Raw genomic sequence first — 25,918 nt, 5'->3', positions numbered from 1 at the left:
TCACCATTCGAGGAGAGTGAGTCCCACCGCCATGCCGCCTCCGAATCCGATCAGCAACACCTTGTCGCCGGGACGGAGGGATCCGGTGCGCGCGGCCTGGTCGAGGGTGACGGGAATGGCTGCCGCGCCGGTATTTCCGTAGTCCGCGACCGTGGTGTGCAGCGTGGCGTTCGGCAGCATCAGATCCTCCGCGAGCTGCGCCAGCATGACGCCGTTGCCCTGATGCGGAATCAGATGGTCGACCTCGTCGGGCGCCACGCCGGAGTCGTGCAGGAACTGCTTGACCAGCAATGGCACATTGTCGTGCACGAATTCGCGGACACCGCGGCCGTCCATGGTGAAATACGGCGATTCCGCGATGTCTCCGGACGGATCACGGGGGTATCGACTGCCGCCCGCGGGAACCTGGATCATCGAGGTGTATTCGCCGAAGGTGTGCAGGGCGACCCGCAGAATGCCGCCCTGTTCGCGCGGGCCGAGCACCACGGCCCCCGCGCCGTCGCCGAACAGCGTGACCGTGCGGCGATCGGTCGGATCCAGGATGCGACTGTAGATATCGGCGCCCAGCACCAGCCCGTATCCGCCGCCCGCCCGCTCGACGGCGGCCTCGACGGCCGACAGCGCGAAGATGAATCCCGAGCACACGGCATTCAGATCGAACGCCGCGGCCTGGCGGGCGGAAAGGTTGTGCTGGACGAAGGCCGCGGTGGGCGGTTGCGGATGATCGGGCGTCGAGGTGGCGACCACGATCGCCGACAGATCACCGGCGCCGATGCCCGCGGCGGCCAGCGCGGCCGCGCCCGCCCGCGTCGCGAGATCGGAGGTCGCCTGGTCCGCGGTGGCCCACCGACGCCGGTGAATCGCCGTCTTGCGGACGATCCACTCGTCGTCGACCCCCGCTTCGGCGCCCACTTCAATATTCGATACGACGCGCTCGGGAAGATATGCCCCCGTGCCGAGGACGGCGATGCGATTCACGAATAGTTCCTCTCGAATATCGGCCGCGACAGCACGTACCGAAAACCCGTCGTCGTCGCGGCGGAATTACGTGACGGAATTCGTGGGCCGTTCGCAGATGACGACCGGAATCTCGCGGGCGGTGCGGGTCTGGCAAACCGCGAATCCGTGATAAGCCTTGACGATCTTCGGCCACAATTCGGCTTTTTCGTTCGCATTCGCGGTCCGCGCGACCCACGATTCGGTGACACCGTTCATGGTCACCTCTACCGTCGGGTTGGCCCGCAGATTCCGATACCATTCCGGATTGCGATCGTCACCCTCTTTGGAGGCCACCAGAATGACCCGCTCGCCATCCATGATCGGATCCCACAGCAATACGGTGCGGCGCGCCCCCGTCGCGCGGCCGGTGACATGGACCTCGATGACGGGCATACCGAACAATGTGCTGCCCACTCGCCCGCCGCTGGCCTTCAGGATCGAGTGGTGGATGGTGCGGATGAGAATGAGCAGTTGGTCGAAGATGTAGTTTCGCGGTTTGGTGAGCCAGTTCGGGCGACCCAGCCGCGGCGTCTTGCGCGGGGAGGTCAGCGCGATATCGGCCGTGCGCAACACATCGCGATATCCGGCCGCCAGCATCGGCAGTCCGAGGCGGCGGGTCAGCAATTCGACGGCGAACGGAATCGTCACCTCGACGGCGGAGGTCAGCACCACCCGGGTGCCCTCGGGCACCGGGGTGAAGGTCAGCTCGGCGCCGAGATGCCGGACACCGGGAATGCCCTTCTCGGCCAGCCAGCCGATCTTCTTCGGTGCGTCGCGAACGGTGATGCGCTCGGTGTAGCTGCCGAACAACCAGGTGACGGTGCGGACCGAACCGACGCCGTAGGGTAGATCGACCGCGGGCTCGACCAGCTTGTGGCGCACGACGGCTCGCGACGCGGCGAAGTTCTCGGAGTCGGCGAACCAGTCGAAGACCTGCTCGGGCGGGGCCGCGATGACGCGCTCTACCGTCAATGTCAGCATTGTGAGTCCTGTCGATTTCGCTGATCGGATGGCTAGCCGAGTCCGCGCAGCCGGGGTGCGATGTCCTTGGCGAACAGCTCGAGGAAGCGGGCCTGGTCGTGGCCCGGGGCGTGGAAAACAAGGTGATTGAGGCCCGCGTCGACGTAGGGACGGATCTGCTCGACGACTTCGTCGGGATCGGAGCCGACGATCCAGCGCTTGGCGATCTGCTCGATCGGCAGCGCGTCGGCGGCGGCCTCCATCTCGATCGGATCGGTAATCGAGTGCTTCTGCTCCGGGGTCAGCGACAGCGGCGCCCAGAAGCGCGTGTTCTCCAGCGCCAGTTCGGGATCGGTGTCATAGGAGATCTTGATCTCGATCATCCGATCGATGTCCTCGACCGAGCGCCCGGCCTTGTCCGCGCCCTCCTTCACCGCGGGCATCAGCTTCTCGGTGTAGAGATCCATCCCCTTACCCGAGGTGCAGATGAAACCGTCACCGGCGCGACCGGCGTACCGGGCCACCAGCGGCCCGCCCGCGGCGACGTAGATCGGGATGCCGCCCTTGGGCACGTCGTAGATCGACGCGCCGACGGTGTGGTAGTACTGCCCGTCGAAATCGGTGCGGTCGCCGGTCCACAGCGCGCGCATGAGGTCGACGGCCTCGCGCAGCCGCGCGAATCGCTCCTTGAACTCGGGCCATTCGCCCTTGTAGCCGGTCGCGATCTCGTTCAGCGCCTCACCGGTGCCCACGCCAAGCGTCACCCGATTCGGGTACAGGCACGCCATGGTCGCGAAGGCCTGGGCGATCACGGCCGGGTTGTAGCGGAAGGTCGGAGTCAGCACCGAGGTGCCCAGCAGGATGCGGCTGGTGCGCTCACCGGCAGCGGCCAGCCACGCCAGCGAGAAGGGGGCATGGCCGCCGTTGTACCGCCACGGTTGGAAATGATCGCTGATCATGGCGCTGTCCAGACCGTACTGCTCGGCCGACACTGTCAGCTCGACGAGTTCGCGCGGACCGAATTGCTCCGCCGATGCCTTATATCCCACCCTGAGGTCCGTCACCACAATTCCCTCGAATATCTAGTGGATTTGCCTTAAATTCGAGCTTACCGACGATTTCGCGTCGGGCAATGGCAAGTCCTTGTCGCCTTTGACAACCAGCGCCACATGCAATCTGGAGGGACAATTCAGTTTGGCCATCACCTGGCGCAGATGGTTGATCACCGTCCATTCGGCTATGCCGAGCCGACTGGCGATCATGCGATTGGTCAGGCCGTCGGCCACCAGCAACGCGATCTGCCGCTGCCTTTTCGTCAAGGCGTCCAGCGGTGAGGCGGAACAGGCCGGAATATGCGGCCCCGATAATGCGCACGAGACGATATCCGGTAGATCGCGGTTCGTTTCCGGGCGAATCAGGCGCGCGGCCTCGATCTCGTCGTCGCCGATATCCTCGGGCATCGGGATCGTGTGCGCGCTGCGGATGCGGTGTACCGAACCGAACAGCAGCGCGGCCAGTTCGCCGAATTTCTCACCGGCGCAGCCGTAGGCGGCCGCGCAGCCGTCCAGGGCGGTGAGTGTCTCGAGGGTATGCCCCTCGATCTCCGGCATCCGCAGCACGCGGCGGAACAGCTCGAGGGCCCGGTGCGCGGTTTCGGCGCCCAGCTGTCCACGGGCGAGGGTGTTGTACGCGCGCAGCCGGTCGCGCGGATCGAGTCGTTCGATCCGTTCCCACAGCCGAGAGTGATCGCCGTCGGATTGTCCGGCGGGTTCGGGCAGTGCGAGTGCGGTGAGATAGATATCGGCGACCTCGCCGAGCTCGGCACCGTGATCCCGGGCGAACAGCAGCTGCTCGCCCGCGAGGTCGGGGCGGCCGTCCTCGAGGTGGGCCAGGCCCAGCCGTGCGGCGATCCGATGTTCGCTTTCGGCGTCAGCGCGGCGGCGGTATTCGGTCGCGGCCCGGGTGAACATGTCGATCGCCCGCTGGGGTCGGCCGGTCCGCAATGCCCAGTCGCCGAGCAATTCCAATGCGCCGGACATGGATTCGGGGTTCGACCGATCGCCGAGATGATCGGTCAGCAACGATTCGATCGCGGTGAACCGCCCGAATCGGATCCACACCTCCTCGAGCGATGCGGCGAGTTCCACGGCCCGCTGCGGCTGCCCCATCTCGATCAAACCCGCGACGGTGGCGCGGAAGTCGCCGACATGTCGTTCGGCGAGCGTCAGCGCGGTCTCCCGCAGATCCGGTCGCGCCAGGTCGTGGGCCATCCGGCGGGCCAGTTCGTGCCAGCGGTCGACATGCTCGCGCCGGATCCGTTCGCGCCGAACGCGATCGGATTCCAGCAGTCGGCGGCAGTAGGCGCGGACGATGCCGATCAACTCATAGCTGGGGGACCCGGCGTCGGAGACGACCCGGCGCAGCAGGCTGTGCTCGATCAGAGGGGTCAGAGTCGTTGCTCCCCCGACGGATTCGTCCAGACCGGCCAGCGTCGCCAGCGTATCCGGATCGACCGCCGATTCACACAGTGACAGATGCAGCAGCACATCGAGCGCGCGGGCGTCGAGATCGCGCAACCCCCAGGCGACCGCGTCGTCGGTGCACCGGTGTCGCGCCGGGATATCGGCATAGGGCAGCGGGGTCATGCCCGCGCCGGTGCGGATCAGCCGCAGCGCCGCCGCGGGGCCGATCCGGTTGATCGTGACCGCGGCCAGTTCCAGCGCGAGCGGCACGCCGTCGACCTCGTGCGCGATCTCGTCGAGTACCAACAGATTCGCCGCCGAGCCGCGATAGCTGCTGTCGATACCGGCCAGCAGCAGCTGGGTGGCCGCCGACAGGGCGGGGCGGCTCGGACCCGAATCGGATCGGGTCCGCAGCGGCCGCACCGACAGCACGTATTCGCGCTGCAGATTGAGTACGACCCGGCTGGTCGCCACCAGCAGCAGATTCGGGCAGCGCCGCAGCAGCAGGGATACCTCGCGGGCGATCTTCCGTGCCACCGGATCGCAGTTGTCCAGCAGCAGAACGGTCCGCGAGGAGCCGATGGCCGCCTGCAGGGCATCCAATATCATTGTCGGACCGGCGATCTGGTAGCCGTCGTCGAAGCGTTCCCCGAAGGCGGCGAGGACGCAACGCCAGGCGTCCTCGGGATCGGCGATATCGGCGAGGTCCACCGCGATACTGCGGGCGGCGGCGGATCGACTGTGCGACAACGCCTCCTGTGCCAGTCGGCTCTTGCCCACCCCGGCGGGTCCGGTCAGCGTGAGCAGGCGAACCCGTGGATCCTCGACCAGATTGCGGATCTCCTCGACCTCGCGATCACGTTCGACCAGCGCCGGATGGCGGAAGCTGTCGATATCTCCCGCGCCGGGCCACTGTAGACAGGTACTGCTGAGCACGGTGTCCTCCTTGATGATTCGCCTCACATCGCGTCTGCCGCGCCGCTGCGGAGGGCGCGGCGGGTGGCGACCGCGGCGGCGAGACGGTCGAGCTGAGCGGCGGTGTCGGACCAGCCCAGACAGGCGTCGGTGATGGATTGCCCGTAGGTGAGCGCGGCGGCGTCGCCCAGGGTGAGGTTCTGACGGCCCGCGACGAGGAAGCTCTCCAGCATCAGGCCCACGACGCTGGCGCCGCCCGCGGCGATGCGGTTGGCGATATCGGCGACGACGTCGACCTGACGGTTGTGATCCTTGTTGCTGTTGCCGTGACTGGCGTCCACCACGAGCCGCTGTGGCAGGTCCGCCTTCTCGAGCCGCAGGCACGCCTGTGTGACCGCGGTGGCGTCGTAGTTGGGGCCGCTCGCGCCGCCGCGCAGGACGACGTGGCAGTCGGGATTGCCGGTGGTGTGGATCAGCGCGCAGCGGCCTTGCAGGTCGATGCCCGGAAAGACGTGCCCGGCCCCGGCGGCGCGGACGCCGTCGACGGCCACCTGGACATCGCCATCGGTGCCGTTCTTGATGCCGACCGGCATCGGCAGCACGCTGGCCAGTTGCCGATGCACCTGGCTGGCCGCCGTGCGGGCACCGATGGCGCCGTAGGTCACCAGATCGGCGAAGTACTGCGGGGTGAGCGGATCGAGGAATTCACAGGCCACCGGCAGGCCGAGGGCGGTGATGTCGATCAGCAGGCGTCGGCCCAGGCGCAGCCCGGCGCCGAAGTCGAAGGTGCCGTCGAGATGCGGGTCGTTGAGCAGACCCTTCCAGCCGAGGGTGGTCCGCGGTTTCTCGAGGTACACCCGCATCACCAGGTGCAGGTCGTCGGCGAGTTCCCGGGCCTTGGCGGCCAGTCGGCTCGCGTAGTCCAGCGCGGCGCTCGGATCGTGCACCGAGCAGGGACCCACGATCACCAGCAGGCGGTCGTCGGCGCCGGTGAGTATGTCCTGGGTGGTATTGCGGCCGTCGCGCACGACGGCGGCGATATTTTCGTCGATCGGATATTCGCTGCGTATCTCGGCGGGCGGTGGCAGCGGGCTGATACTGAGCGTATGCCGACCTTCCAATCCGTATGCAGGGGCGATCGCGATATCAGCATTCATTCCATAAATCCTCGAGATTGTCGGAATTCTCGTGTCAGTAACGAGGAAATAGCCGTATGCCGATGCAGTGGAGGGGATGCGGAAATGCATACCGAGCGGGCGAACGACAAGAGGATATCGCGCCGGTCTTACATCGGTGATGCGAATGTGGGCACAGCGGTGCCGCAGAAAAAGCGTGACACTTCTACGCCGGTCGAGTCAATTGTGATATGGATCACATGGACAAATCGAGAGGAAATTATCTCTGTGCCATCGATGTCGGTGTGAGTCGTGCGGATCGGGGTAACCGCCCACGTCGGCGGGCGCGATCGGTGTGTCGACCCAGCCGGGCGACCCCGCCCAACTGCGCATTGATTCGAAAGGCGCATGCGATACCCCGATCGGATGATTTCATATCGCGCGTCTCATCGTTAAGCTCTACCGGGAGCCGCTGGAACCAACGTGGACCCGAGCGCGTGGCCAGATATGATCAGTATGACCATGAATTCGAGAAAGCAAGGAGCATTGGCATGAAGACAATTATCGTATGCAGGTCACGGTCCCACGGGAACACCAAGAAAGTCGCCGATGTGATCGGTGAGGTGCTGGGCGCTCGTGTCGTCGATCCCGCGGAGATCACCGCCGCCGAGCTCGCCACCTATGATTTTGTGGGATTCGGCTCGGGTGTATACGGTATGAATTTCTATCGAGAGCTGCGCAAATTCGTCAAAACGCTGCCCCCGGCGCAGCGCCGCAAGGCCTTCGTGTTCAACACCAGTGGTTTTCCGGAGCCGCCGTTCCGGCGCTACCGCCAGAAGTTCGTGCGTCGCCTCGAGCAGAAGGGCTACGAGGTGGTCGACACCTTCTCGTGCTTCGGATACGACACCTGGTGGCCGCTGATGATCGTCGGTGGGATCCGCAAGGGGCAGCCGAACGCCGCTGATCTGGCGGGCGCGCGCACCTTCGCGGAGGGCCTGCGCAGCAAGGTCGATATCGCTTCCTGATTTCCCCGTATAGGACGTTCTCGATCGTTCAGGGGGACTTCATCGAACTCCGGTCTGTGATGACAACCAGGCCGGAGTTTTCGAATGCAGACCGCGTAAAATGCCCGATACTCCTTGTCGCACAAGGAATATCGGGCGTTTACGTATGCGCTGCGCGACTACGGTATCGGCAGCTCGGCCAGACGTCGACGCACGATCTTGCCCGACCCGTTGCGGGGTATCTCGGCGAGGATGATGACGTCGCGGGGGACCTTGTAGCGGGCCAATTGGGATTTCACATGTCGGCGGATCTCGTCGGGATCCAGTTCGACGCCGGGCTGCGGTACCACGAAGGCCCGCAGGCGCTGGCCGAAATCCGGATCGGTCACGCCGACGACCGCGGCGTCGGCGATATCGCTGCGGTCGGCGAGGAGATTCTCCACCTCGGCCGGATAGACGTTCTCGCCGCCGGACACGATCATGTCGTCACTGCGACCGTCGACGAAAAGCAGTCCCGTGGCGTCGAAATGGCCGATATCGCCGGTGCAGACCATACCGTCCCGGCGGTGCTTGTCCTGGCCGTCGGTGTAGCCGCTGAAGCTCAGGCTGTTGGCGACGTAGATGGAACCGGGGCGGTCCGGTTCGGTGATCGGCTCGCCGTCGCCGTCGAACAGCGCCACCCGCACGCCGACCGGCGGGCGGCCGACCGTGCCCGGCGCCCGGCGCAACTCCTGCGGCGTGGCCATCGACACCGCGGCGACCTCGGTGGCGCCGTAGTTGTTGTAGAGCACGTCGCCGAAGGCGGCGGCGGTGCGTTCACACAGTCCCGGCGAGATGGCCGAGCCGCCGCTGGCAATGATCTTCAAGCACGAAATATCGTAGCGGGCAAGCACCTCCGGCCCGAGGTCGAGAATGCGCCCGAGCATGGTGGGCACCACCGCGAGGGTGTCGGCGCGGTGCCGGGCGACCGCCGCGAGCGTGGCCTCGGCGTCGAATCTGCCGTGCCCGAACACCGCGGTCTTACCCAGCGACATGGCGAAGGTGAACTGGCCCAGTCCGGTCGCGTGGAACAGCGGCGCGGCGATCACCGTGGCGCCGCCGCCGGTGATCGGGAACCGGTCGAGCAGCTGCGCCGACTGCAGCGGCGAAATGCGTTTGCGCGCCGCGCCCTTCGGCGTTCCGGTCGTACCGCTGGTGAGCAGGACCAGGCCCGCGAATTCGTCGGGCAGGGGCAGCGGATGTGTCGGCTGGCCCGCGATCAACTCGTCCACGGACCGGCCGCTCGCGCGCGGATCGTCGGCCCGGGTCCGCACCCGGCGCACGCCCTCGGGCAGCGCGGTCGCGGCCTCGGCGAATTCGTCGTCGTGGAACAGCACGGTGACCTGTTCGCGGGCGGCGACATCGCGCAGCTGTGGTCCGGCGAAGCCGGTGTTCAGGATAACCAGCCGCAGGCCGAGCTTGCCGGTGGCGATCAGCGCGGTGATCAGGCCGCGATGTTCACGGCACAGCACACCGACGGTCTGTCCGGGGCCGATCCCGTCCGCGGCGAGGCCGCGGGCCAAGGCGTTCGACTGCCGGTCCAGCGCACCGAAACTCAACTCGCCGCGGTCGTCGACGAGGGCGGTGCGGTCGGGGTGATAGCGCACCATATAGCTGATCATCGCGGGGAACGGGCCGCATCGTCCGGCGATCTTCGCCGCCTGAAGATCCGCTCCGAAACGGCGCGGATGAATGATGCCTCGTTCGGCGAGTATTCGAACCGATCGCAGTATCTCGGCGGTATGTCGCAGGTTCATGACAGCACCAGTGCGACCGCCAGGCCGAGGCCGATGGCATCGATGTTCTTGAAACCCAGCTTCACGGCCTGCTGAATCCGACGTTGGAACAGACCGGTGCGAATCTGTATGGCGCGCAATACGAGTGCGGGCACCACACAGATCAGCAGCAGCGGGTTCAGGGAACCGACGGTAAAGGGCACGAAAAGCACCACCAGGCTCAGCACCGAGAATATCGCCGTCAAACCCCAGTAGACGCGGGCGGGGGCCAGCGCGGAGATGGTGCGCCGCCCGGATTCCAGATCGCCCTTGCGGTCACCGTAATTCGCATACGACGACACCAGCTGCATACCGAGCGCGAACAGTGCCGCGACCGCGACCGCGTCGACGGTCCAGTGCCGCGCGATGAGCCAATACGGGCCGAGGACCTCGGCCGTGCAGACGACCAGCACCGCGAACTCCTGTCCGCCGGGCCGGTAACTCACCTTGAACAGCCAGGAGTACTGGATGGTCACCGACACGATGAACAGATAGCCGATCAGGAATCCGATCGGCACATCCCCACGCAGCGGCAGATAGACCGCGACTCCGGCCGCGAAGGCCAGAATGCTGGTGACGGCGCCGAAGACGATGGCCTCCCGCTCGGTGAGCATTCCCGACAGCAGCGGCTTATTGGACTTCGGCAGATGTCCGCCGCTGCTGTAGTTGCGCTCGTCGCAGCCGTCGCGGAATCCGACGACATCGTCGATGGCGCATCCGGCGACCTTCATCGCGTACATGCCGAACAGGATCAAGCCCAGCGCCACGGCCGCGCCGGGCCGATACACACCCTCGTGCACGAGCAGCAGCACGGCCAGCAACCAGGCATAGAAGTGGTGGTAGACCCTCAGTTTCCCCAGTCGGACGTAGGCCATGGCCTTCTCGCCGAGGGAGATTCGGGCCGGCGGAACGATGTGAGCGGTCATATCAACTCCTGAAACGCGGTGGCGCTATCGGCTCTGGCGTGAGATGAGCGCGGTCAGCCGGGCGCGCTGAACCTTCCCGGTAGCGGTGCGGGGCAGATCGTGAATGTCGAAGACGATCGGCAGCGACAGCTTCGGCAGCCCGGAAACAGCTCGCCGCCAGGCCTTCTCATCGAAGCGGTGGCCCTCGCGCACGGCGACCACGGGCACCACGCGATCATCGTGTTCCAGCACGATCACTTCGGCGAGCCACGGCAGTCGGCTGAGCAGCACATCCTCCATGGCGATGCCGCTGGGGATCAGGCTCATCCGCTCCACCTGCCGGTCCATCAGGATCAGCTCGCCGAAGCGGGTCTTCTTGCCGTAATCGCCGGTGTCCCACCAGCCGTCCGAGCTCAGATTGGCACTGGCCGCCTCCGGCCGGTTGATATAGGTCTGGAACTGCCCGGCCGAGCGCACCTGGATGCGCCCGGGTGTACCCGCCGGCACCTCGGCGCCGTCGGGTCCCACGATGCGAGTGCTGGCGTAGCCGGGCGCGGCCCAGCCGACCGAATGCCCTTCCAGCAGCTTCTTGACCGGTATGGGGAGCAGCCCGATCAAATCGACCAGGCCCTTGACGTGCACCGTGCCCACGCTGCCGCCGAGTTCGGACTGGCCGTAGGCCTCGAGCAGGATGGCGAAGCGGTGTTTGCTCCCGGCCAGCATGCGCCGCACGGTGCGCGGGTGGATGACGTCGAAGGTGCTCACGAAATAGCGCACCGAGGCGAAACTGCCGTTGCGGGCCAACGATTCCCAGTCCATGAACGTGTTGGGATGCGCCTCGAGGAAGATCGGCTTCCAGCGCCGGACCAGGCGGCCGACCGAACGGGGGGACTCGTCGGCCAGCACCATCAGTCGCACATTGCGGCGCAGCGCGCACAGCAGTCCCGAGACGGCGCGGAAGTGCACCGGCGAAACCGCCACGGCGACAGGCTGAGTCGGCGCACCGAGCGGGGCCATGAACTCCTGGGCGTAACCCTGGTTGTCGGTGGCCTGGCGAGTGTACTGCACCAGCTTCGGCACACCGGTGGTACCGGAGGTATGGGTAACCACGTAGGGGGAGGTGCTGGGCATCGCGACCGCGCAGGTCCGGCGCGGTCGGGTGACGGGTAGTTCGGCGGCCAGCGCGGCCCACTCGTGGATCCGCTCGAACGGCTGGATCTCCGCGCAGGCGGCGCGTCGGTCACCGGTGGTGACGATGCGCTCGACCGGCACCGGCTCCACCATGCTGGCCACGGTGTCGGCGTCGAGCTTGGGGCTCAACAGGATCGGGATGCCCCCGACGGCGGTGAGGGCCGCGACGATGATCGCGATATCGATGGGCGCGTCCAGCCACACCGCGCAGTAGTCGCCGGGCTCGATGCCGAGGCTCTCGAACAGGGTGGCGGTGCGAGCGGCGGCATCGGCGACATCGCTCAGGTCCACCTGATCATCGATCACCGGCACCGCGGCCGAGGCGTGATCGATAATCCACGGCCTGGCGCGCGGCGCCGTTTCCTGCAGCTGGTCGTAGATGAGTCGGTGGTTGCGAAGAATCATGGCGATACTCATATTCCAGTCGATGCACGAATTCTTGCGTTCTTCTTCGAATGCGCATTGGTCTGCCTCGGATCAGAGATTAATATTCGGGTGGGGGCGGGGCAATGATTCCATCGGTGACAATATGTCGCCGGTGTATAGCAAGTTGTTGCCATGCAAATCCCTGCTATATCCACGATTCGGGCGTTCGGGCTAATTTCGGAGCAGCTTCGAATTCCATGACCAGAGCGTGGTGAATCAATGATCGAAACAGCGACGCGAGGCCCGGGACGTGCGTCATGATCGGTATCGGCCTGCCCTCGCCCGGGCAGATCGCTGCCCTGATCTGTCGTCCCGCGCCCTCGCTGCGCGCGAAAAATCTGGAAAGGCTGCCGGAGAAACGGATTTTGATCACCGGTGCGTCCTCCGGCATCGGCCGCGCCACCGCGATCGCGGCGGCCGAGGCCGATGCGCGAGTGGTACTGGTGGCCCGGCGCGAGCCGGAATTGAAACAACTGTGCGAGGAGATTCACGAAGCGGGCGGGCGGGCGGTCTACCGCGCCTGTGATCTGGCCGACGACACCGCGGTGGCGGACCTGTTGGACTGGTTGCGCGAGGACGTCGGCGTCGTCGACGTGCTGGTGAACAATGCCGGACATTCCATTCGGCGGCCGGTGGCCGAATCGCTGGATCGCATGCACGATTTCCGCCGCACGATGTTGCTCAACTACTTCGGCCCGGTGCAGCTCACCATCGGTCTGCTCCCGGCCATGCTGGCATCGGGCAACGGACATGTGATCAATATCGGCACCTGGACCGTGCCCACCGGAACCTCACCGCGCTTCGCCGCCTACCACAGTTCCAAAATGGCGCTCACGGGTTTCGGTCAATGCCTGGACGCGGAACTGTCCGAGCGCGGCATCGCGGTGACCGCGGTGCACTTTCCGCTGGTGCATACGGCGATGAGTGCGCCGACGGCGAAATATCGAAAAATGCCGGGCCTCACACCGCCCGAGGCGGCCGAATGGATATTGAACGCGATTCGGCAGCGCCCGGCCGAAGTTGTACCGCTATATGTCCCGGTACTGCGGGCATTGTCGCTGGTCGATCAGCGTGCGCTGGGAAGGCTGCTCCTGAAATTCGGCTGAACGGCTTCCGGGGAAAACAGCAACGAGACAGGACTTCGAACATGCAAACACTGACTGTGGAACGAACGATCGCGGCTCCGATCGAGCACGTCTTCGACTGGATGTCCGATCCGGCGCGGTACCGGGCGTCCTTCGCCGTGTTGCGGTGTGAATGGACCCATCCCGGAGTGGACGACAAGCACGGCGTCGGCGCGCGTCGCAAGGTCACCTGGCTCTTCGGCGAGTGCGTCGAGCGGGTGACCTCCTTCGAGCCGCCGTATCGGATGAGCTACGTGGCCGAGAGCAGCTTCCCCGACATTCGGCACGAGGGCAGCTCGATCACCTTCACGGAGGTGCCCGGCGGAACTAGGGTGCGCTGGCGTACCACCGGCGAGGCCGCGATTCCGATCGCCGCGAATTTCGTCTTCCGGCAGATCGGTTTCCCCGTGCTCGAAATCGCGTTCAATCGGGTGCTCGACACCCTCGAAGTCGCGCTGACGTCGCGGCGCCGGGAACCGTTGATCAAGGTGCCGTCGTGCCTGCAGAAGCAGCGCAATCAACTGTTCGACCTGTACCTGAAGGGTATTCGAAACACCCATGATCTCGGCCTGAAGCTCAGCGGCGGTCGATGGGGTTATCACGAGGTCGGGATGACGTTCGTCCGGCTGCACGTGCAGGGCCGCAAATCCGGAGCGTGGCGCGACTGCATGCTCACCGCACCGCTGATCGATGAGAACCGCGTGATCCTGGTGGCCTCCAAGGAGGGCGAGGACCGCAATCCGCAGTGGTACTGGAATCTGGTGGCAAATCCCGATATTCGACTCACCATCGATGGGGCCATCTCGCCGTGGCGGGCGCGCACCGCGACCCCCGAGGAGAAATCGGCGCTGTGGCCGGAAATCGTGAAGCGCCACCACACCTTCGCCGTCTATCAGACCCGCACCGAGCGGGATATCCCGGTCGTCATCTGCGAACCGCGGGAGCCGTCGGAAATCGACCGGGGCGAACTCGTCCAACTGGGATCTGCGCACTGATTGTGCAAGGTAGGGGAACCATTATGACGGATTTGCAATTCGCCGGTTTGGAGATGGCTGCCGACGCCAATGTCTTCGGCAGCAGCCTCACCACCGAGGCGAATCGGCGCGCCGCCACCGCCATCGTGCACGAAGTGCGCACCGCGATCGCCCCCGTGCACCGCGGCGCGGTCGACGGTCTGTCCCCGCGGCTGCGGCGCATGGCCGGATATCACATCGGCTGGTGGGACGCCGACGAGCGGCCGACCGAGAAGCTGGGCAAGGCCTTTCGGCCCGGGTTCGTACTGTCGGCCGCCCGGGCGGTCGGCGGCCCGCGCACCGCCGAATGGGACAACGTCCGCCGGGCCGCGGTGGCGGTGGAGCTGATCCACGACTTCACCCTCATCCACGACGATGTGATGGACGGTGACAAGTTGCGGCGCGGCCGCCCCACCACCTGGGCCGTATTCGGCAGTGCCCAGGCCATTCTGGCGGGTGACGCGCTGCTGACCCTCGCCCACGGCCTGCTCTCCGATGATCCACAGTGCGGCGCGATGACCGCCGTCGTCGCCGAGGGAACCCTCGAACTCTACGGCGGGCAGTCCGACGATCTCGCCTTCGAGCGGCGCATGGATGTCTCACCGGCACAGTGCCTGTCGATGATCGAGGGGAAGACGGGCGCGCTGCTGGGTATGGCGTGTGAGCTCGGCGCGCTCGCCGCCGGGGCCGAGGCGGATATCGCGCGGCACTATCGCGAATTCGGGCGGCAGCTGGGCCTGGCGTTCCAACTCGTCGACGATCTGATGGGCATCTGGGGTCCGGCCGCGGTCACCGGGAAGAGTCAGGGCTCCGATCTGTTCGCGCGGAAGAAGTCCTTCCCCGTGGTCGCGGCGATCAATTCCCACACCGCCGCCGGCGATCAGCTCGCCGAACTCTACGCTCGCCCGGAACCGTTCTCCGACAAGGAGATCGAGGAGGCCACCCGGCTGGTCGAGGCCGCCGGTGGGCTGTCGTTGACGAGGGCGGAGGCCGAGACCCGCGCCCGCGCGGCGCTGTCGGCCCTGGAGCGGGCGTATCCGCGCGCCGACTATGCCGAACCCCTTCGCGTACTGGCTCGCTCGGTGCTCGAACGCGACCACTGACCCCGCCGCGCCCTTGATCGAAAGGCAGAAAGCCGTGTACGAAACGCTCGACCGGGTCCTCACCCGTGCCGTGGACCATCTGATCGACACCCAGGACGAGTCCGGCGCCTGGATCACTCCGCCCGATCCACGCATCCTGGAGACCGGTCTGGCTACCTACGCGCTGGCCGTGACCGATGCGACCGACCCCGCCGTCGTCGCCGGGCGCACCTGGCTGGCACTGAATTCCGTTTCGCTGCAGCATGACCCGTTGGCGCTCATGATCGAGAACGCGATTCGCGACATCGTGCTGGACAAACGGGTGGAACTGAATCTGGACCGTCCCGAACTGCAGAATCCGGTGCTGCGCTGGCGCACCGCCATGCTGCAGGCCCTGGTGCTGCACTCCGGGCAGTGGGACGCGATCTGGTCCGGCGACGCCGATGAGCGCCTGGCGCAGTTGCGCGCGGAGCTGGCCGACCGCTACGACAGCGCCCGGCGGGACAGATTGCGGAAGTGGACCGTGATCGAGGTGGCCGCGGCGCGGTTGCTGGTCGAGCATCATGTGGGCAATGCCGAGGCGGTGCGCGACTCCGTCGCGACGATCAAGGCCGTGCAATCGCCGGACGGTTCCATCGCCGCCATGCCGGTGAGCACCGCCATGGCCGCGCTCGCACTCGGCGTCGGTGAGCCCGAAGGCGAAGCGCTGCAGCGGGCCCGGGCCTTCCTGATCGCGCAGCAACACGACAACGGCGGCTGGGGGCTGATTCCCTGCCACGGCTGGGACACCGTCGTCACGATCTGGGCCCTGCGGGATCATCCGGTGTTCCGGGAGAAGTGCCTGCCGCGCGCGGTGGCCTGGGTGCAGACCCAGCAGCGCGACGACGGCGGGTTCACCTACTCGCCGACGCTCGAGCCGGATCTCGACACCACCTCCGCCGCGCTGTCCGCGCTGGAGGGTCTCGTCGAGCCGGAGCGAATCGAGCGGGCGCTCGGCCTGTATCGGGCGCTACAGCGACCCGACGGGTTGTGGAACACCTACTACTACGCCAAGGACGTGCCCGCCGACGACTGTGTCGCCCGCGTCGTCGGCGCGCTGAATCGGTATCAGGCGTCCGGCGCGCCGTCCACGACGGCGGCGACCCGCTGGTTGGCCGAGCGCTTCTCCCGCGGCGAGGAATTCCTCTGCGGGTACCGAAATCGCCCGCATACTGTGGAGACCGTCGGGGCCGCAATAGGTTTCGACCATCCCGCCGTGCAGGCGGCGGCGCGAGAGGTCGCCGCGGCGCAGAACGACGACGGCGGCTGGGGGCAGCGCGCCGACGAGCCCAGCTGTGCCAGCGCGACCGGGGCGGCGCTGTCGTGCCTGGTGCACACCGGATTGATCGAGGAGGACGCCCTCACCCGCGCCCTGTCCTATCTGGACCGAACCCAACGCGCCGACGGGAGTTGGGCAGGTCCGCCCGAACTGCTCGGACCGCGCCCGCTGCTGAGTTATGTGCCCGCCGAAAGCCATGCGGTCGTCGTCACCGGTCTGATGGCGGTGGCGCAGCGACATTCGCCATGTCTGTGCGGTTGCTCGGTGGCCGAGCATTCCGCCGCGGTCGACGGCATCCACCTCGTGCGGAACCAGAGATGAAATCGGGCGTATTCACGCGCGTCGATTCCGGCTTGTACCTTTGGGGAACCGGCAATCTCGTAGAAGGGCAGTGACATTGAGTGCACCTCCACAGAGTTCGGGATTCTTGGCAACCCCGCGCGGCAAGCTCACCTTGGCATTGCTGTGCACCGGCGCGTTCGTCGATTTCGCTGACATATCCATCGTCAATGTCGCGGTCCCGTCGATTCAGCGCGAGCTGCATCTGTCGGTGTCGACCGTGCAATGGCTCATCACCGGCTATCTGCTCACCTACGGCGGATTGATGTTGCTGGGCGGGCGATTCGCCGATCTGCTCGGGCGGCGGCGAATTCTCATGGCAGGCAGCGTAATCATCGCGGTATCGGCCATTGTGGCGGGTATGGCGAACACCGGCGGGCTGCTCATCGGCGCCCGGTTCGCGCAGGGCGTCGGGGCCGCTCTCATGTTGCCGGCGGCCCTGTCGATTCTGACCACGAGTTTCCCGGAGGGGCGCGATCGCAATCTCGCGATGGGCGCCTGGGGAGGTGTCGCCGGTCTGGGCGCGGCGTCCGGAGTGATCCTCAGCGGGCTGCTCACCGAGGGGCCCGGATGGCGCTGGGTCTTCTTCATCAATGTGCCCATCTGCGTACTGGTTCTGGTCGGCGCCCTGGTGCTGATCCCCGGCGACCGGGGCAAGCGGATCGGAGGCGGATTCGACCTGCTCGGCACGGCGCTGGCCACCGGCGGGATCATGCTGCTGGTCTACGGTCTGGCGGAGGCGCCGGATCAGGGCTGGGGGAGTCTGCGCACGATCGGCGAGCTGGGCGGGGCGGTGGTGTTGCTCATCGCGTTCGTGGTGAACGAGCGTGTGGTCGCGAATCCCGTTATGCCGCTATCGGTTTTCCGAATCCGCGGACTGGCCGCGGCGAATCTCACCCAGCTGCTGTCGTCGGCGGGCGGGATGCCGATGTTTTTCTTCCTCGCGATCTACACCCAGTCTGTCCTCGGCTACAGCCAGCTCGAGGCGGGCTTCGTCTTCCTGCCCTTCAGCATCACCATCATGATCACGGCCGGGATCTTCTCCAAACTCGTCACCCGGATCGGGGCCCGAGCGGTAACCGTGGCGGGCGCGCTGGTCGTCGGGCTGGGCATGGTGATGATGTCGCGTATCTCGGTGGACGGCTCCTACTTACACGATCTGCTGCCCGGATTGCTGGTAGCCGCGGTCGGGTCGGGCGCGGTGTTCGTGGCCAACACCACCGCGGCCAACGCGGGCGTACCCGAGGATCGCGCCGGGCTGGCCGCGGCGTTGCTGAACACCTTCCAGCAGATCGGCGTTGCGTTGGGTACCGCGGTGCTGACCGCGTTGGCGACCTCGCGCACCAATAGTCAACTGGCGCACGGCAGTAACCCGGTGGAGGCGCTGAACTCCGGACTCGGACTCGCGCTGCTGGTCGGCGGCGTCATCGCGGCGATCTCCGCGGTGACCGCCCTGCGCACGATCAACGCGCGCGACACCTCGGCCGTGCCGGGTGGCGGCGCGCCGGTCGAACACAGCGCCGCATAGCGGATTCACGCACGCCCGGATGCCGGAACCGGTGTCCGGGCGTCGTTCGCGTGGATCCGGGTTCAGGACATCGGGGCCGTCTCGGGCAGTTCGACGACCACCAGAACCAGCGCCCGGTCGGCGAGATTCCAGAGCCGGTACGGCGCGGGCAGTTCGCCGCTGCGAATCACCCGTCCGTTCGTCAGCACGGCGCGAGTGAGCAGGTGATCCCGCTCGTCGACCACCTCGACCGGTCCGCCGGAGAACACTATGGTGATCGACGGGCGCGAGTCACGGTGCAGGCTGCTGCACCGATCGGGCGGTACGCGCTCCACCCAGCAGGTCACTCCGTCCTGGTCGACAAGAACGGTGCGATCCGCGCCGGTCGGCTGGGCGCTCACCGGGATATAGTTCGACATGCCTTCCCATCCACTATCGAACAGTCTTGCGGCACAGCGGTTTCGATAGGAAATCCATACCCGTGCAGCATGGCAGGCCGGCTTCGGCGACAGGCCCGCGCCCCCACGAGATGGTGTCCGCTCCGGAGGGCTCGCGGCTGGCCCGAGGTGTTACGTACTGGTAAGTTAATCTAAGACGGAGTTGGCTGATTCGCACCAGTTTTCGGTGCTCATCTTCGGGAGACGGACTTCGCGCGGGTAGCATTCGATCTAGTTCAGCGCCGAGTCCGGGATGCTGGTTCCCGGGGCCGGGGGGCGCAAGAAGGGCGGCATGGCTGTGATCGGCAGGGACGCGACAGGTGGATCGGGAGGGAAGTCCAGTGCCGAGGCCGACCTGTCAACCGATTTCGCGGATCTGTTCGTGGGACGCATCCCCGGGCTGATCGCGCAGTACCACGATCGTCTCGCCGAGATCAGAAGTCCCCTGGTCGCCGAGACAGTCTGGCAGCAATGCGAACTGCAGGCCCAGCGCATCTTCGACGACTGCGTCCGCAGCCTCACCGAGGGTGGCTCCGAGGTCACCCATCTCACCGATGTCGTCGACCTGGGCGCCGAGCGAGTTCGCCAGGGAGTCCACCCGATTCATTCGGTGCGGGCCGGCGGCATTCTCGGCGAGGTGGCCATGACCGCCCTCGCCGACTGTGCCGCGCTGTCGGGAGCCTCCCAAGACGAGTTGATCGCCGCCGTTCGCACCCTGCAGAAGGGTATCGGAATGCGGCTGGAGGCCGGATCCATCGGCTACGACGGCTATCTGCTGCAGCGAATGCGCAAGGCGCAGGAGCAGGCTCAGCGCAGGTTGGCTCGGGAAATACATGACCACATCGGTAATTCGATCAGTCTGGCGCTGCGCCAGATCGAGCTCTACGAGCTGGAATGCGAACGGGCGGAGGAGAGTTCGGAATCGCCGATGCAGCCCTCGCGACACGTGCAGCTGGCCAAGGACGCGATTCTGGAAACGATCGCCCGCAGCCGCGAGTTGGTCAGCGAACTGCGCCGTCCCGGCGGCGCGGGATCGTTGGAGACCGCGCTGCGCGGATTCGCCGCGGCACTGGGGCAATCGGGTGCGCCGTTGCAGATCTGGGTGCACGGGAGCGACGACTGGATTCCCGGCGCGGTGGCCGAGGAACTGTTCATCATGGTTCGGGAATGTCTGCGCAACACCTACAACCACGCGGGCGCGGCGAATATCGTCGTCCACATCGACATCGCACCGCATGAGGTGCATGCCGACATCATCGACAACGGAAAGGGTTTCGACCCCCAGGCGGTGCTCGCGGCCGGACACGGTAACGGCCTGTTGATCCTGAAAGAACGCTCCGATCTGATCGGCGGCACCATGCACATCGATTCCGTTCCGGGCCGTGGAACCCGAGTGAGCCTGTGGATCCCGATCTCGCAGGAGCGCCCGACCGTATGAGTGGGAATCCGGGCGTCGAATCATAGGAGGGTGCCGGCTTCCGGAGGTGATCTGATCAGCGGATGGCCGGTCTCGATCAAACGTCCGGAGATATTCCCGGCGGCCTCCGACACCAGAAATCCCACCATGGCCGCGGTCTCCCTCTCGGCTTTCATACACCGGTCCGGTCGGGAGCTTCGCCGGAAGGTTGCCGCATGCGTCGCGCAGTTGATTTCCGCGACAACGGTGTTCACCCGTACTTCGCGCGGTCCGAGCTCACGGGACAGGGCCTCGGTCAGCGCGTGCAGGGTTTCTCGAACGACCAGATCGTCCGGTCGCGGCGGTGTCGAGGTATCGATCCGCGCCACATTGACTATCCGGCCCCGGCCGGATTGGGCCAGATAGGGCTCGGCGGCGCGGCTGACCAGCAGCGGCGCTCGCAGCCGGTCCTGTAGCACCGATTCCCAATCCCGTAGTCGCGGAAGGGAATCGGCGCGTCCCGGGAACGGCGTATTCACGATCACCGTTGGCGGGCCGAGTGTTTCGGCGACGCGCAGTACCGTCGCCTCGGCTTCGTGCAGGTAACGCAGGTCGGCGCCATAGGCCCACAGTCCGGTCCCGCCGGGGCCGACCGCGTCCAGTGAGGTGTCGCACCACGAGGCCCGCAGGTCCACCGCGGCGGTGATGAACCCGAGCGCCAGCAGTCGGCGCACCACCGCCGCCCCGAGGCACCCACCGGCGCCGGTCACAATTGCGACGCGGCGCTGATCAGCCCTCATGGCAATGCTCCCTTCCCCATAAAAATACTCGTGTGGCGCTCACACTACGCGGTCGCGGACGTTAGCTGACCCGGTCGCGGAATAGATGCTGCGAAAGTAGCATTCCGCGTCCGAAACCCTTACTCCCTTTGGGCCTCCAGTGGCATTCGCGGACTCCTCGACAGGCGTTGACGGCCATAGCATAATGCGACATGCAGATGAGCGTCTCCACACTCCAGTTTATAGCCGATAAAGCGACATCATCCCTATTGGTACGGTTTTCGAAGGATTTTCTGCGGGAGTCCAGGACCTCGGTTCAGGTTATGGTCCTGATGCGTTTCTGCACCGCGGCCCTACTGGGCGCATCGATTCTGAGCGATCGGGTCTGGGCCGCGGCCGTGGCCTGGCTGCTCGCGACGCTCGCCATATATGTGTTGAACGGCGTCATGGATGTGGCCGAGGACCGGGCGAACGGCTCGACCCGGCCCATCAGCGCCGGTTCGCTGCCGTTGTCGGCCGCCGCGGGCGGGGTCGTGGCCACCGCCGCGCTCGCGCTGGGCATCGGCGTGATCAGCGACGAGGACGGGTTGCTGCCGCTGCTCATCCTGGCGTATCTGACCTGTGGTTACGCTTATTCGGCCGCGCCGTTCTACGGCAAACGGCGCGGCAGTACGGCCGCGCTGCTGGTACTGGGCGGAGGAGTGCTGACCTACGCGGCCGGTTGGCAGGCCGCGGGTCGCGACGGTGATCTGCCGGTCCTGCTGCTCGGTGGCGCGATGTCACTGTGGATGGCCGGGGTCGGGGCGCTTGCCAAGGATCTGTCGGATGTCGAGGGCGATGCGGCCGGTGGCCGCCGGACCCCCGTGATCCGCTGGGGCGGCGCGCGGGTGCGCCTGCTGATCATCGTGAACGCCGTGCTCGTCGCCGGCGGCTATCTGACCATCACCCCGACCTTCGCGCCGATTCTCCTGCCCTCCGCGATCACCCTGGCCGTCGGCGCGTCGGCCGTCGGCGTCATCGCCGCCACGACCCGCCGGACCCGCACCCGCGCCGGTCGTCGCCTCCCGTATCGCGCATTCATGATCACCCAATACGCCGTGCATCTCACGGTTCTCGCCACGTTGACGGTCGCCGCCGTGCGCTGACGACGAGGTCGGGAATTCGTCGGGTCTCGACGACATTCGATATCGAGGTGTATGGTCCTGGCGGCCATTCCGTGCCGGAAATATCGGTGCTGTGACAAGTAGCTGCTATAGCGTGGGGGTTCGCGATCGAAATATTCTTTGATTCGTACGTGTGGTTTTTATGAATACCGACGATTATCGGAAAGAGGTCACAGCAATGCTGTGCTGTGCAGCGGGTGGCTCACGGTCGCGACGGTGATCTGCGCAGCCACTGGACACTGCGTATCAAGGAGTAGTTCGGATTGTGATGAACAACGATGATTTTAGTGCCGCAATGGTGCCGATGCGCTGGGTTGGACCGATGAAGATCTCCGGCAATGTCGCCGAGGGTCTGGTCGAGGTGCCGCTGGCCACCTACGAATCCCCGCTGTGGCCCTCGGTCGGCCGCGGCGCCAAGATCTCCCGCCTGACCGAGCGCGGCATCGTCGCCACCCTGGTGGACGAGCGGATGACGCGATCGGTGCTGCTGGAGGCCGATGACGCGGGGACCGCACTGGCCGCCGCCCGACAGCTCGTCGGCGAGCTGCCCCGGCTGCGCGAGATCGTGTCCGGCTGCAGCCGTTACGCCGAACTGCTCGAGCTACACCATCAGATCGTCGGAAATCTGCTGTTCCTGCGATTCGAGTTCGCCACCGGTGACGCGGCCGGTCACAATATGACCACACTCGCATCCGATACCCTGCTCGCGCATATCGTGCAGGCGCTGCCGGGCGTCCGCTACGGATCCGTATCCGGAAATTTCTGCACCGATAAAAAGGTCTCCGCAGTCAACGGAATTCTGGGCCGCGGCAAGAATGTCGTTGCGGAGCTGCTGATTCCGCGTGAGGTGGTCGAGGCGCGGTTGCATACGACCGCCGCGCGGGTGGCCGATCTCAATGTCCGCAAGAATCTGATCGGCACCACCGTCGCGGGCGGAATCCGTACCGCGAACGCCCATTACGCGAATATGCTGTTGGGCGTCTACCTGGCGACCGGGCAGGATGCGGCCAATATCGTCGAGGGTTCGCAGGGCATCACGCACGCCGAGGATCGCGACGGGGACCTCTATTTCTCCTGCACGCTGTCGAACGTCATCGTCGGTACCGTCGGCAACGGCAAATCCTTGGACTTCGTCGAGGAGAACCTCACGCGCATGGGCTGCCGGGAGGACCGGGAGCCCGGTGGTAATGCGCGGCGGCTCGCGGTGATCACCGCCGCCACCGTGCTGTGTGGAGAGTTGTCGCTGATGGCCGCGCAGACGAATCCGGGTGAATTGATGCGCACCCATCTCGACTTCGAACGATCAGTCTCAGAGAAGGGGCAGTGACGGTGCCTACCATCGGAATTCACGATATCGCCATGGCGACCGGACGGTACGTCATGGACCTGGCCGAATTGGCGCGCCACAGCGGTGTGGACGTCAACAAGTACTACATCGGCCTCGGACAGGTCGCCCAGACGGTTCCGGCCTTCGACGAGGACATCGTCACCTTGGCGGCCACGGCCGCCCAGCAGATCGTGGCCCGCCACGGCGTCGACGGAATTCGAACCGTGTTGCTGGCCACCGAAACCGGGATCGATCAGTCCAAATCGGCGGCGATCTACGTACAGGATCTGCTCGGGCTACCCGCCGCCTGTCGCGCGGTGGAATTGAAGCAGGCCTGCTATGGGGGCGCCTCGGCGTTGCAGCTCGCGGCGGGCATCGTGGCCCGCGACCCCGAACAGCGCGTCCTGGTGATCGCCAGCGATATCGCGAAATACGATATCGACTCCGGCGGTGAGGCCACCCAGGGCGCGGCCGCGGTGGCGATGCTGGTTTCGGCGGATCCCGATATCGCGGTGCTGGAGGAGACCGCCGGGCTGTACACCGCGAACATCCAGGACTTCTGGCGGCCCAATTACCGGTCCACCCCGCTGGTCGACGGCAAACTGTCGATCGGCGCGTATCTCGAGGCCGTCGAACACGCCTGGAAGGACTACGAGGCCCGCGGCGGCCGCGGCGTGGGCGAGTTCGCCGGATTCTGCTACCACCAGCCATTCATCAAGATGGCCTACAAGGCGCACACCCGACTGCTGGAGATGAAGGGGATCGAGCCCACCACCGCGCGGGTGCACTCCGATCTCGCCCCGACCACGATCTACAATCGGGTTATCGGCAACAGCTACACTGCCTCGCTGTTCGTCGGATTGCTTTCCCTGCTCGACCATTCCGACGATCTCGACGGTCGTCCGGTGGCGCTGTTGAGCTACGGCTCGGGCAGTGTGGCGGAGCTGTTCTCGGTGACGCTGGCGCCGGGATATCGTCGGCATCTGCGCACCGCCGAGAATCAGGCCGCGATCAGCCGACGCGAGCCGATCTCGTACGAAAAGTACCGCTCCCTGCGCGAATTGACGTTGCCGGAGGATGGTTCGGAGGTGGTGCTGGCCGCGGAGGGACATAATCCGTTCCGGCTCCGGGGCATTGCCGAGCATTCCAGAATCTACCAGGCGGTCCACGCGTACTGATGTGGGCCGATCGGCCGCTTCGAGGGTGAATACGTTGATGGAGAGTGGATATGCCGCAGCTACCGGATAGTGTGCTGATCTCACCCGACCGATCGGCGCGAAGCCGGACGCCGGAAGCCGCCGCCGACGCGGTCGGCAGCGGGCGGGCGAGCGCGAAGCTGATCCTGTTCGGCGAGCATGTTGTGCTGTACGGCCATCCGGCCATATCGCTGCCGGTGCCGTCGCTGTCGGTGGGCGCGAGGGCCCGCCGCCGCGAAGGCCCGGTGGTGATCGAGGTCTCATCCGTCGACGACCAGCCGGGCGCCCCGGCCCGGGTCGACACCTCCGCGGTGCCCCGAATGGCGGTCTCGGCGGTGTGCGAATATCTCGGAGTTCCCGACGACGGGCTGCTGGTCGCGGTCGACAGCGGCATTCCGGCGGGACACGGATTCGGTTCCAGCGCGGCCAGTTCCGCCGCGATCATCGAGGCGGTGGCGTCGCTGTGGGGCCGAGAACTGGACAGCGACACCATGTTCGAACTGGTGCAGCGGTCCGAGACCGTCGCACACGGTAAGGCCAGCGGGGTGGATGCCCGCACCGTGATCAGCGCGGGCGGCCCGATCTGGTTCCAGCACGGCACATCCGTGCCGCTGGCCGTCGCCGACGGCCCGGCCCGGCCCGTCCTCGTCGTCGCCGACACCGGGGTGTACGGCAGCACCCGCGATGCGGTGGCCGCGGTGCGGCGCAGGCTCGAGGCGCTGGGAACGGCCGGTACGGACATATTGGAACGCGCGGGTGCGATAACCACCGCGGCCGCAGCCGATCTGGCCGCCGGTCGGTTCGCCGAGCTGGGCGAGAAGATGACGGCGACCCACGAGATCCTCGCCCGGCTCGAGGTGAGCTGCCCCGAGATCGAGACCCTGGTGGCCGCGGCCCTGCGCGCGCAGGCCCTGGGAGCCAAGCTGTCCGGCGGCGGATTGGGCGGCTGTGTGATCGCCCTTGCCGTCGGCGACGATGCCGCGCGGCGGCTGTGTACGGCCCTCACCGACGCGGGCGCCCGCCAATGCCGCACCGTCGCACTGCATCCGGAGGGTCGACCATGAGCGCGGGCGTCACCGCGACGGCGCATCCCAATATCGCCTTGATCAAATACTGGGGTAAGCGCGATGAGCGCCTGCGCCTGCCCGTCACCAGCAGTCTGTCGCTGACCCTGGACGTATTTCCCACCGTCACGACCGTAGCCGTCGACGACGATCTCGCGGCCGATACCGTCACCGTGGGCGAGGCTTCCGCATCGGACACCTTCGCCGCGAAGGTGATCGAATTCCTCGGCCTGGTACGGGATTTGGCGGGCGATCGGCGGGCGGCCCGGGTGCGGACCGTCAATCACGGGCCGACCGGGGCGGGCCTGGCCTCGTCGGCCTCCGGATTCGCCGCGCTGGCCGTGGCCGCGGCCCGGGCCTACGGCCTCGAGCTCGACGGCCG

22 protein-coding genes are annotated in these 25,918 nt (G+C 66.3%); 12 read left to right on the top strand and 10 right to left on the bottom strand.

Annotated features, from left to right (window positions below; translation table 11 throughout):
* From NP4_RS16515 to NP4_RS16495, 5 genes are all read right to left on the bottom strand, one after another.
* Positions 1-978, bottom strand: a complete 978-nt coding sequence (locus NP4_RS16515; protein ID WP_067998641.1) for a 3-oxoacyl-ACP synthase III family protein — start codon at positions 976-978, stop codon at positions 1-3.
* A 66-nt stretch (positions 979-1,044) separates the two neighbouring features.
* The gene (locus NP4_RS43195; RefSeq protein WP_169813747.1) at positions 1,045-1,971 is read right to left on the bottom strand and encodes a nitroreductase/quinone reductase family protein; all 927 of its coding nucleotides are present in this window, start codon (positions 1,969-1,971) and stop codon (positions 1,045-1,047) included.
* 41 nt (positions 1,972-2,012) lie between these two features.
* Entirely contained in the window at positions 2,013-3,023 is a 1,011-nt protein-coding gene (gene fgd / locus NP4_RS16505) for a glucose-6-phosphate dehydrogenase (coenzyme-F420) (RefSeq protein WP_067998638.1), read from the bottom strand.
* Between the two features lie 18 nt (positions 3,024-3,041).
* Complete coding sequence (locus NP4_RS16500) at positions 3,042-5,357, bottom strand: helix-turn-helix transcriptional regulator (RefSeq protein WP_147287965.1); 2,316 nt, start codon at positions 5,355-5,357, stop codon at positions 3,042-3,044.
* A 23-nt stretch (positions 5,358-5,380) separates the two neighbouring features.
* On the bottom strand, positions 5,381-6,493 hold the full coding sequence (locus tag NP4_RS16495) for a 3-deoxy-7-phosphoheptulonate synthase (RefSeq protein ID WP_067998634.1): 1,113 nt from the start codon (positions 6,491-6,493) through the stop codon (positions 5,381-5,383).
* Between the two features lie 509 nt (positions 6,494-7,002).
* Here NP4_RS16495 and NP4_RS16490 point away from each other — a divergent pair.
* Positions 7,003-7,476, top strand: coding sequence for a flavodoxin family protein (locus NP4_RS16490; protein ID WP_067998632.1), 474 nt, complete (start codon positions 7,003-7,005; stop codon positions 7,474-7,476).
* A 158-nt stretch (positions 7,477-7,634) separates the two neighbouring features.
* Here NP4_RS16490 and NP4_RS16485 read toward each other — a convergent pair whose 3' ends face one another.
* The 3 genes from NP4_RS16485 to NP4_RS16475 are packed head-to-tail and all read right to left on the bottom strand — an operon-like array spanning position 7,635 to position 11,770.
* Positions 7,635-9,251: an AMP-binding protein gene (locus tag NP4_RS16485; RefSeq protein ID WP_067998631.1), complete on the bottom strand. Its 1,617-nt coding sequence runs from the start codon at positions 9,249-9,251 to the stop codon at positions 7,635-7,637.
* Positions 9,248-10,195 (bottom strand): UbiA family prenyltransferase, encoded by a 948-nt coding sequence (locus NP4_RS16480; protein WP_067998629.1) that lies wholly within the window; start codon positions 10,193-10,195, stop codon positions 9,248-9,250. Before NP4_RS16480 ends, NP4_RS16485 begins: the two co-directional genes overlap by 4 nt.
* Before the next feature lie 24 nt (positions 10,196-10,219).
* Positions 10,220-11,770, bottom strand: a complete 1,551-nt coding sequence (locus NP4_RS16475) for a class I adenylate-forming enzyme family protein (RefSeq protein WP_245997883.1) — start codon at positions 11,768-11,770, stop codon at positions 10,220-10,222.
* Between the two features lie 278 nt (positions 11,771-12,048).
* Here NP4_RS16475 and NP4_RS16470 point away from each other — a divergent pair, with 278 nt between their 5' ends.
* The 5 genes from NP4_RS16470 (at position 12,049) to NP4_RS16450 (ending at position 18,195) form a co-directional block, all read left to right on the top strand.
* Positions 12,049-12,897, top strand: coding sequence for an SDR family NAD(P)-dependent oxidoreductase (locus tag NP4_RS16470; RefSeq protein WP_067998627.1), 849 nt, complete (start codon positions 12,049-12,051; stop codon positions 12,895-12,897).
* A gap of 41 nt (positions 12,898-12,938) precedes the next feature.
* Positions 12,939-13,910 (top strand): nitroreductase/quinone reductase family protein, encoded by a 972-nt coding sequence (locus NP4_RS39950; RefSeq protein WP_082875926.1) that lies wholly within the window; start codon positions 12,939-12,941, stop codon positions 13,908-13,910.
* A gap of 23 nt (positions 13,911-13,933) precedes the next feature.
* Positions 13,934-15,031 carry a polyprenyl synthetase family protein gene (locus tag NP4_RS16460; RefSeq protein ID WP_082875925.1) on the top strand — a complete coding sequence of 366 codons (1,098 nt, stop codon included), beginning with the start codon at positions 13,934-13,936 and terminating at the stop codon, positions 15,029-15,031.
* Positions 15,032-15,065: 34 nt separating this feature from the next.
* On the top strand, positions 15,066-16,649 hold the full coding sequence (locus NP4_RS16455; protein WP_067998625.1) for a prenyltransferase/squalene oxidase repeat-containing protein: 1,584 nt from the start codon (positions 15,066-15,068) through the stop codon (positions 16,647-16,649).
* A 106-nt stretch (positions 16,650-16,755) separates the two neighbouring features.
* Positions 16,756-18,195, top strand: coding sequence for an MFS transporter (locus NP4_RS16450; RefSeq protein WP_245997884.1), 1,440 nt, complete (start codon positions 16,756-16,758; stop codon positions 18,193-18,195).
* Between the two features lie 62 nt (positions 18,196-18,257).
* Here the strand turns inward: NP4_RS16450 and NP4_RS16445 are convergent, their stop codons facing one another.
* On the bottom strand, positions 18,258-18,593 hold the full coding sequence (locus tag NP4_RS16445; RefSeq protein ID WP_067998624.1) for a hypothetical protein: 336 nt from the start codon (positions 18,591-18,593) through the stop codon (positions 18,258-18,260).
* 310 nt (positions 18,594-18,903) lie between these two features.
* On the opposite strand from NP4_RS16445, the gene NP4_RS16440 reads away from it, so the two are divergent.
* Positions 18,904-20,049, top strand: coding sequence for a sensor histidine kinase (locus NP4_RS16440; RefSeq protein WP_114755702.1), 1,146 nt, complete (start codon positions 18,904-18,906; stop codon positions 20,047-20,049).
* 20 nt (positions 20,050-20,069) lie between these two features.
* Here the strand turns inward: NP4_RS16440 and NP4_RS16435 are convergent, their stop codons facing one another.
* Positions 20,070-20,807, bottom strand: a complete 738-nt coding sequence (locus NP4_RS16435; protein WP_082875923.1) for an SDR family NAD(P)-dependent oxidoreductase — start codon at positions 20,805-20,807, stop codon at positions 20,070-20,072.
* Between the two features lie 311 nt (positions 20,808-21,118).
* Here NP4_RS16435 and NP4_RS16430 point away from each other — a divergent pair, with 311 nt between their 5' ends.
* From NP4_RS16430 to NP4_RS16410, 5 genes are all read left to right on the top strand, one after another.
* Positions 21,119-21,931 carry a UbiA family prenyltransferase gene (locus NP4_RS16430; RefSeq protein WP_169813746.1) on the top strand — a complete coding sequence of 271 codons (813 nt, stop codon included), beginning with the start codon at positions 21,119-21,121 and terminating at the stop codon, positions 21,929-21,931.
* A gap of 286 nt (positions 21,932-22,217) precedes the next feature.
* On the top strand, positions 22,218-23,276 hold the full coding sequence (locus NP4_RS16425; protein ID WP_114755668.1) for a hydroxymethylglutaryl-coenzyme A reductase family protein: 1,059 nt from the start codon (positions 22,218-22,220) through the stop codon (positions 23,274-23,276).
* A 2-nt stretch (positions 23,277-23,278) separates the two neighbouring features.
* Positions 23,279-24,454, top strand: a complete 1,176-nt coding sequence (locus NP4_RS16420) for a hydroxymethylglutaryl-CoA synthase (protein ID WP_062505337.1) — start codon at positions 23,279-23,281, stop codon at positions 24,452-24,454.
* A gap of 50 nt (positions 24,455-24,504) precedes the next feature.
* A complete protein-coding gene (gene mvk / locus NP4_RS16415; protein WP_114755669.1) occupies positions 24,505-25,536 on the top strand; it encodes a mevalonate kinase in 1,032 nt (343 codons plus the stop codon).
* On the top strand, positions 25,533-25,918 hold a 386-nt coding region (locus NP4_RS16410; protein WP_444980121.1), incomplete at its 3' end, for a GHMP family kinase ATP-binding protein. The genes mvk and NP4_RS16410, both read left to right, overlap by 4 nt.

Origin of the sequence: Nocardia pseudobrasiliensis NBRC 108224 (assembly GCF_001613105.1) — a bacterium.
In the GTDB taxonomy this organism is placed as follows: Bacteria; Actinomycetota; Actinomycetes; order Mycobacteriales; family Mycobacteriaceae; genus Nocardia; species Nocardia pseudobrasiliensis.
Note: the sequence above shows the minus strand (reverse complement) of the source record. Positions and strands in the feature narration are given on the sequence as shown.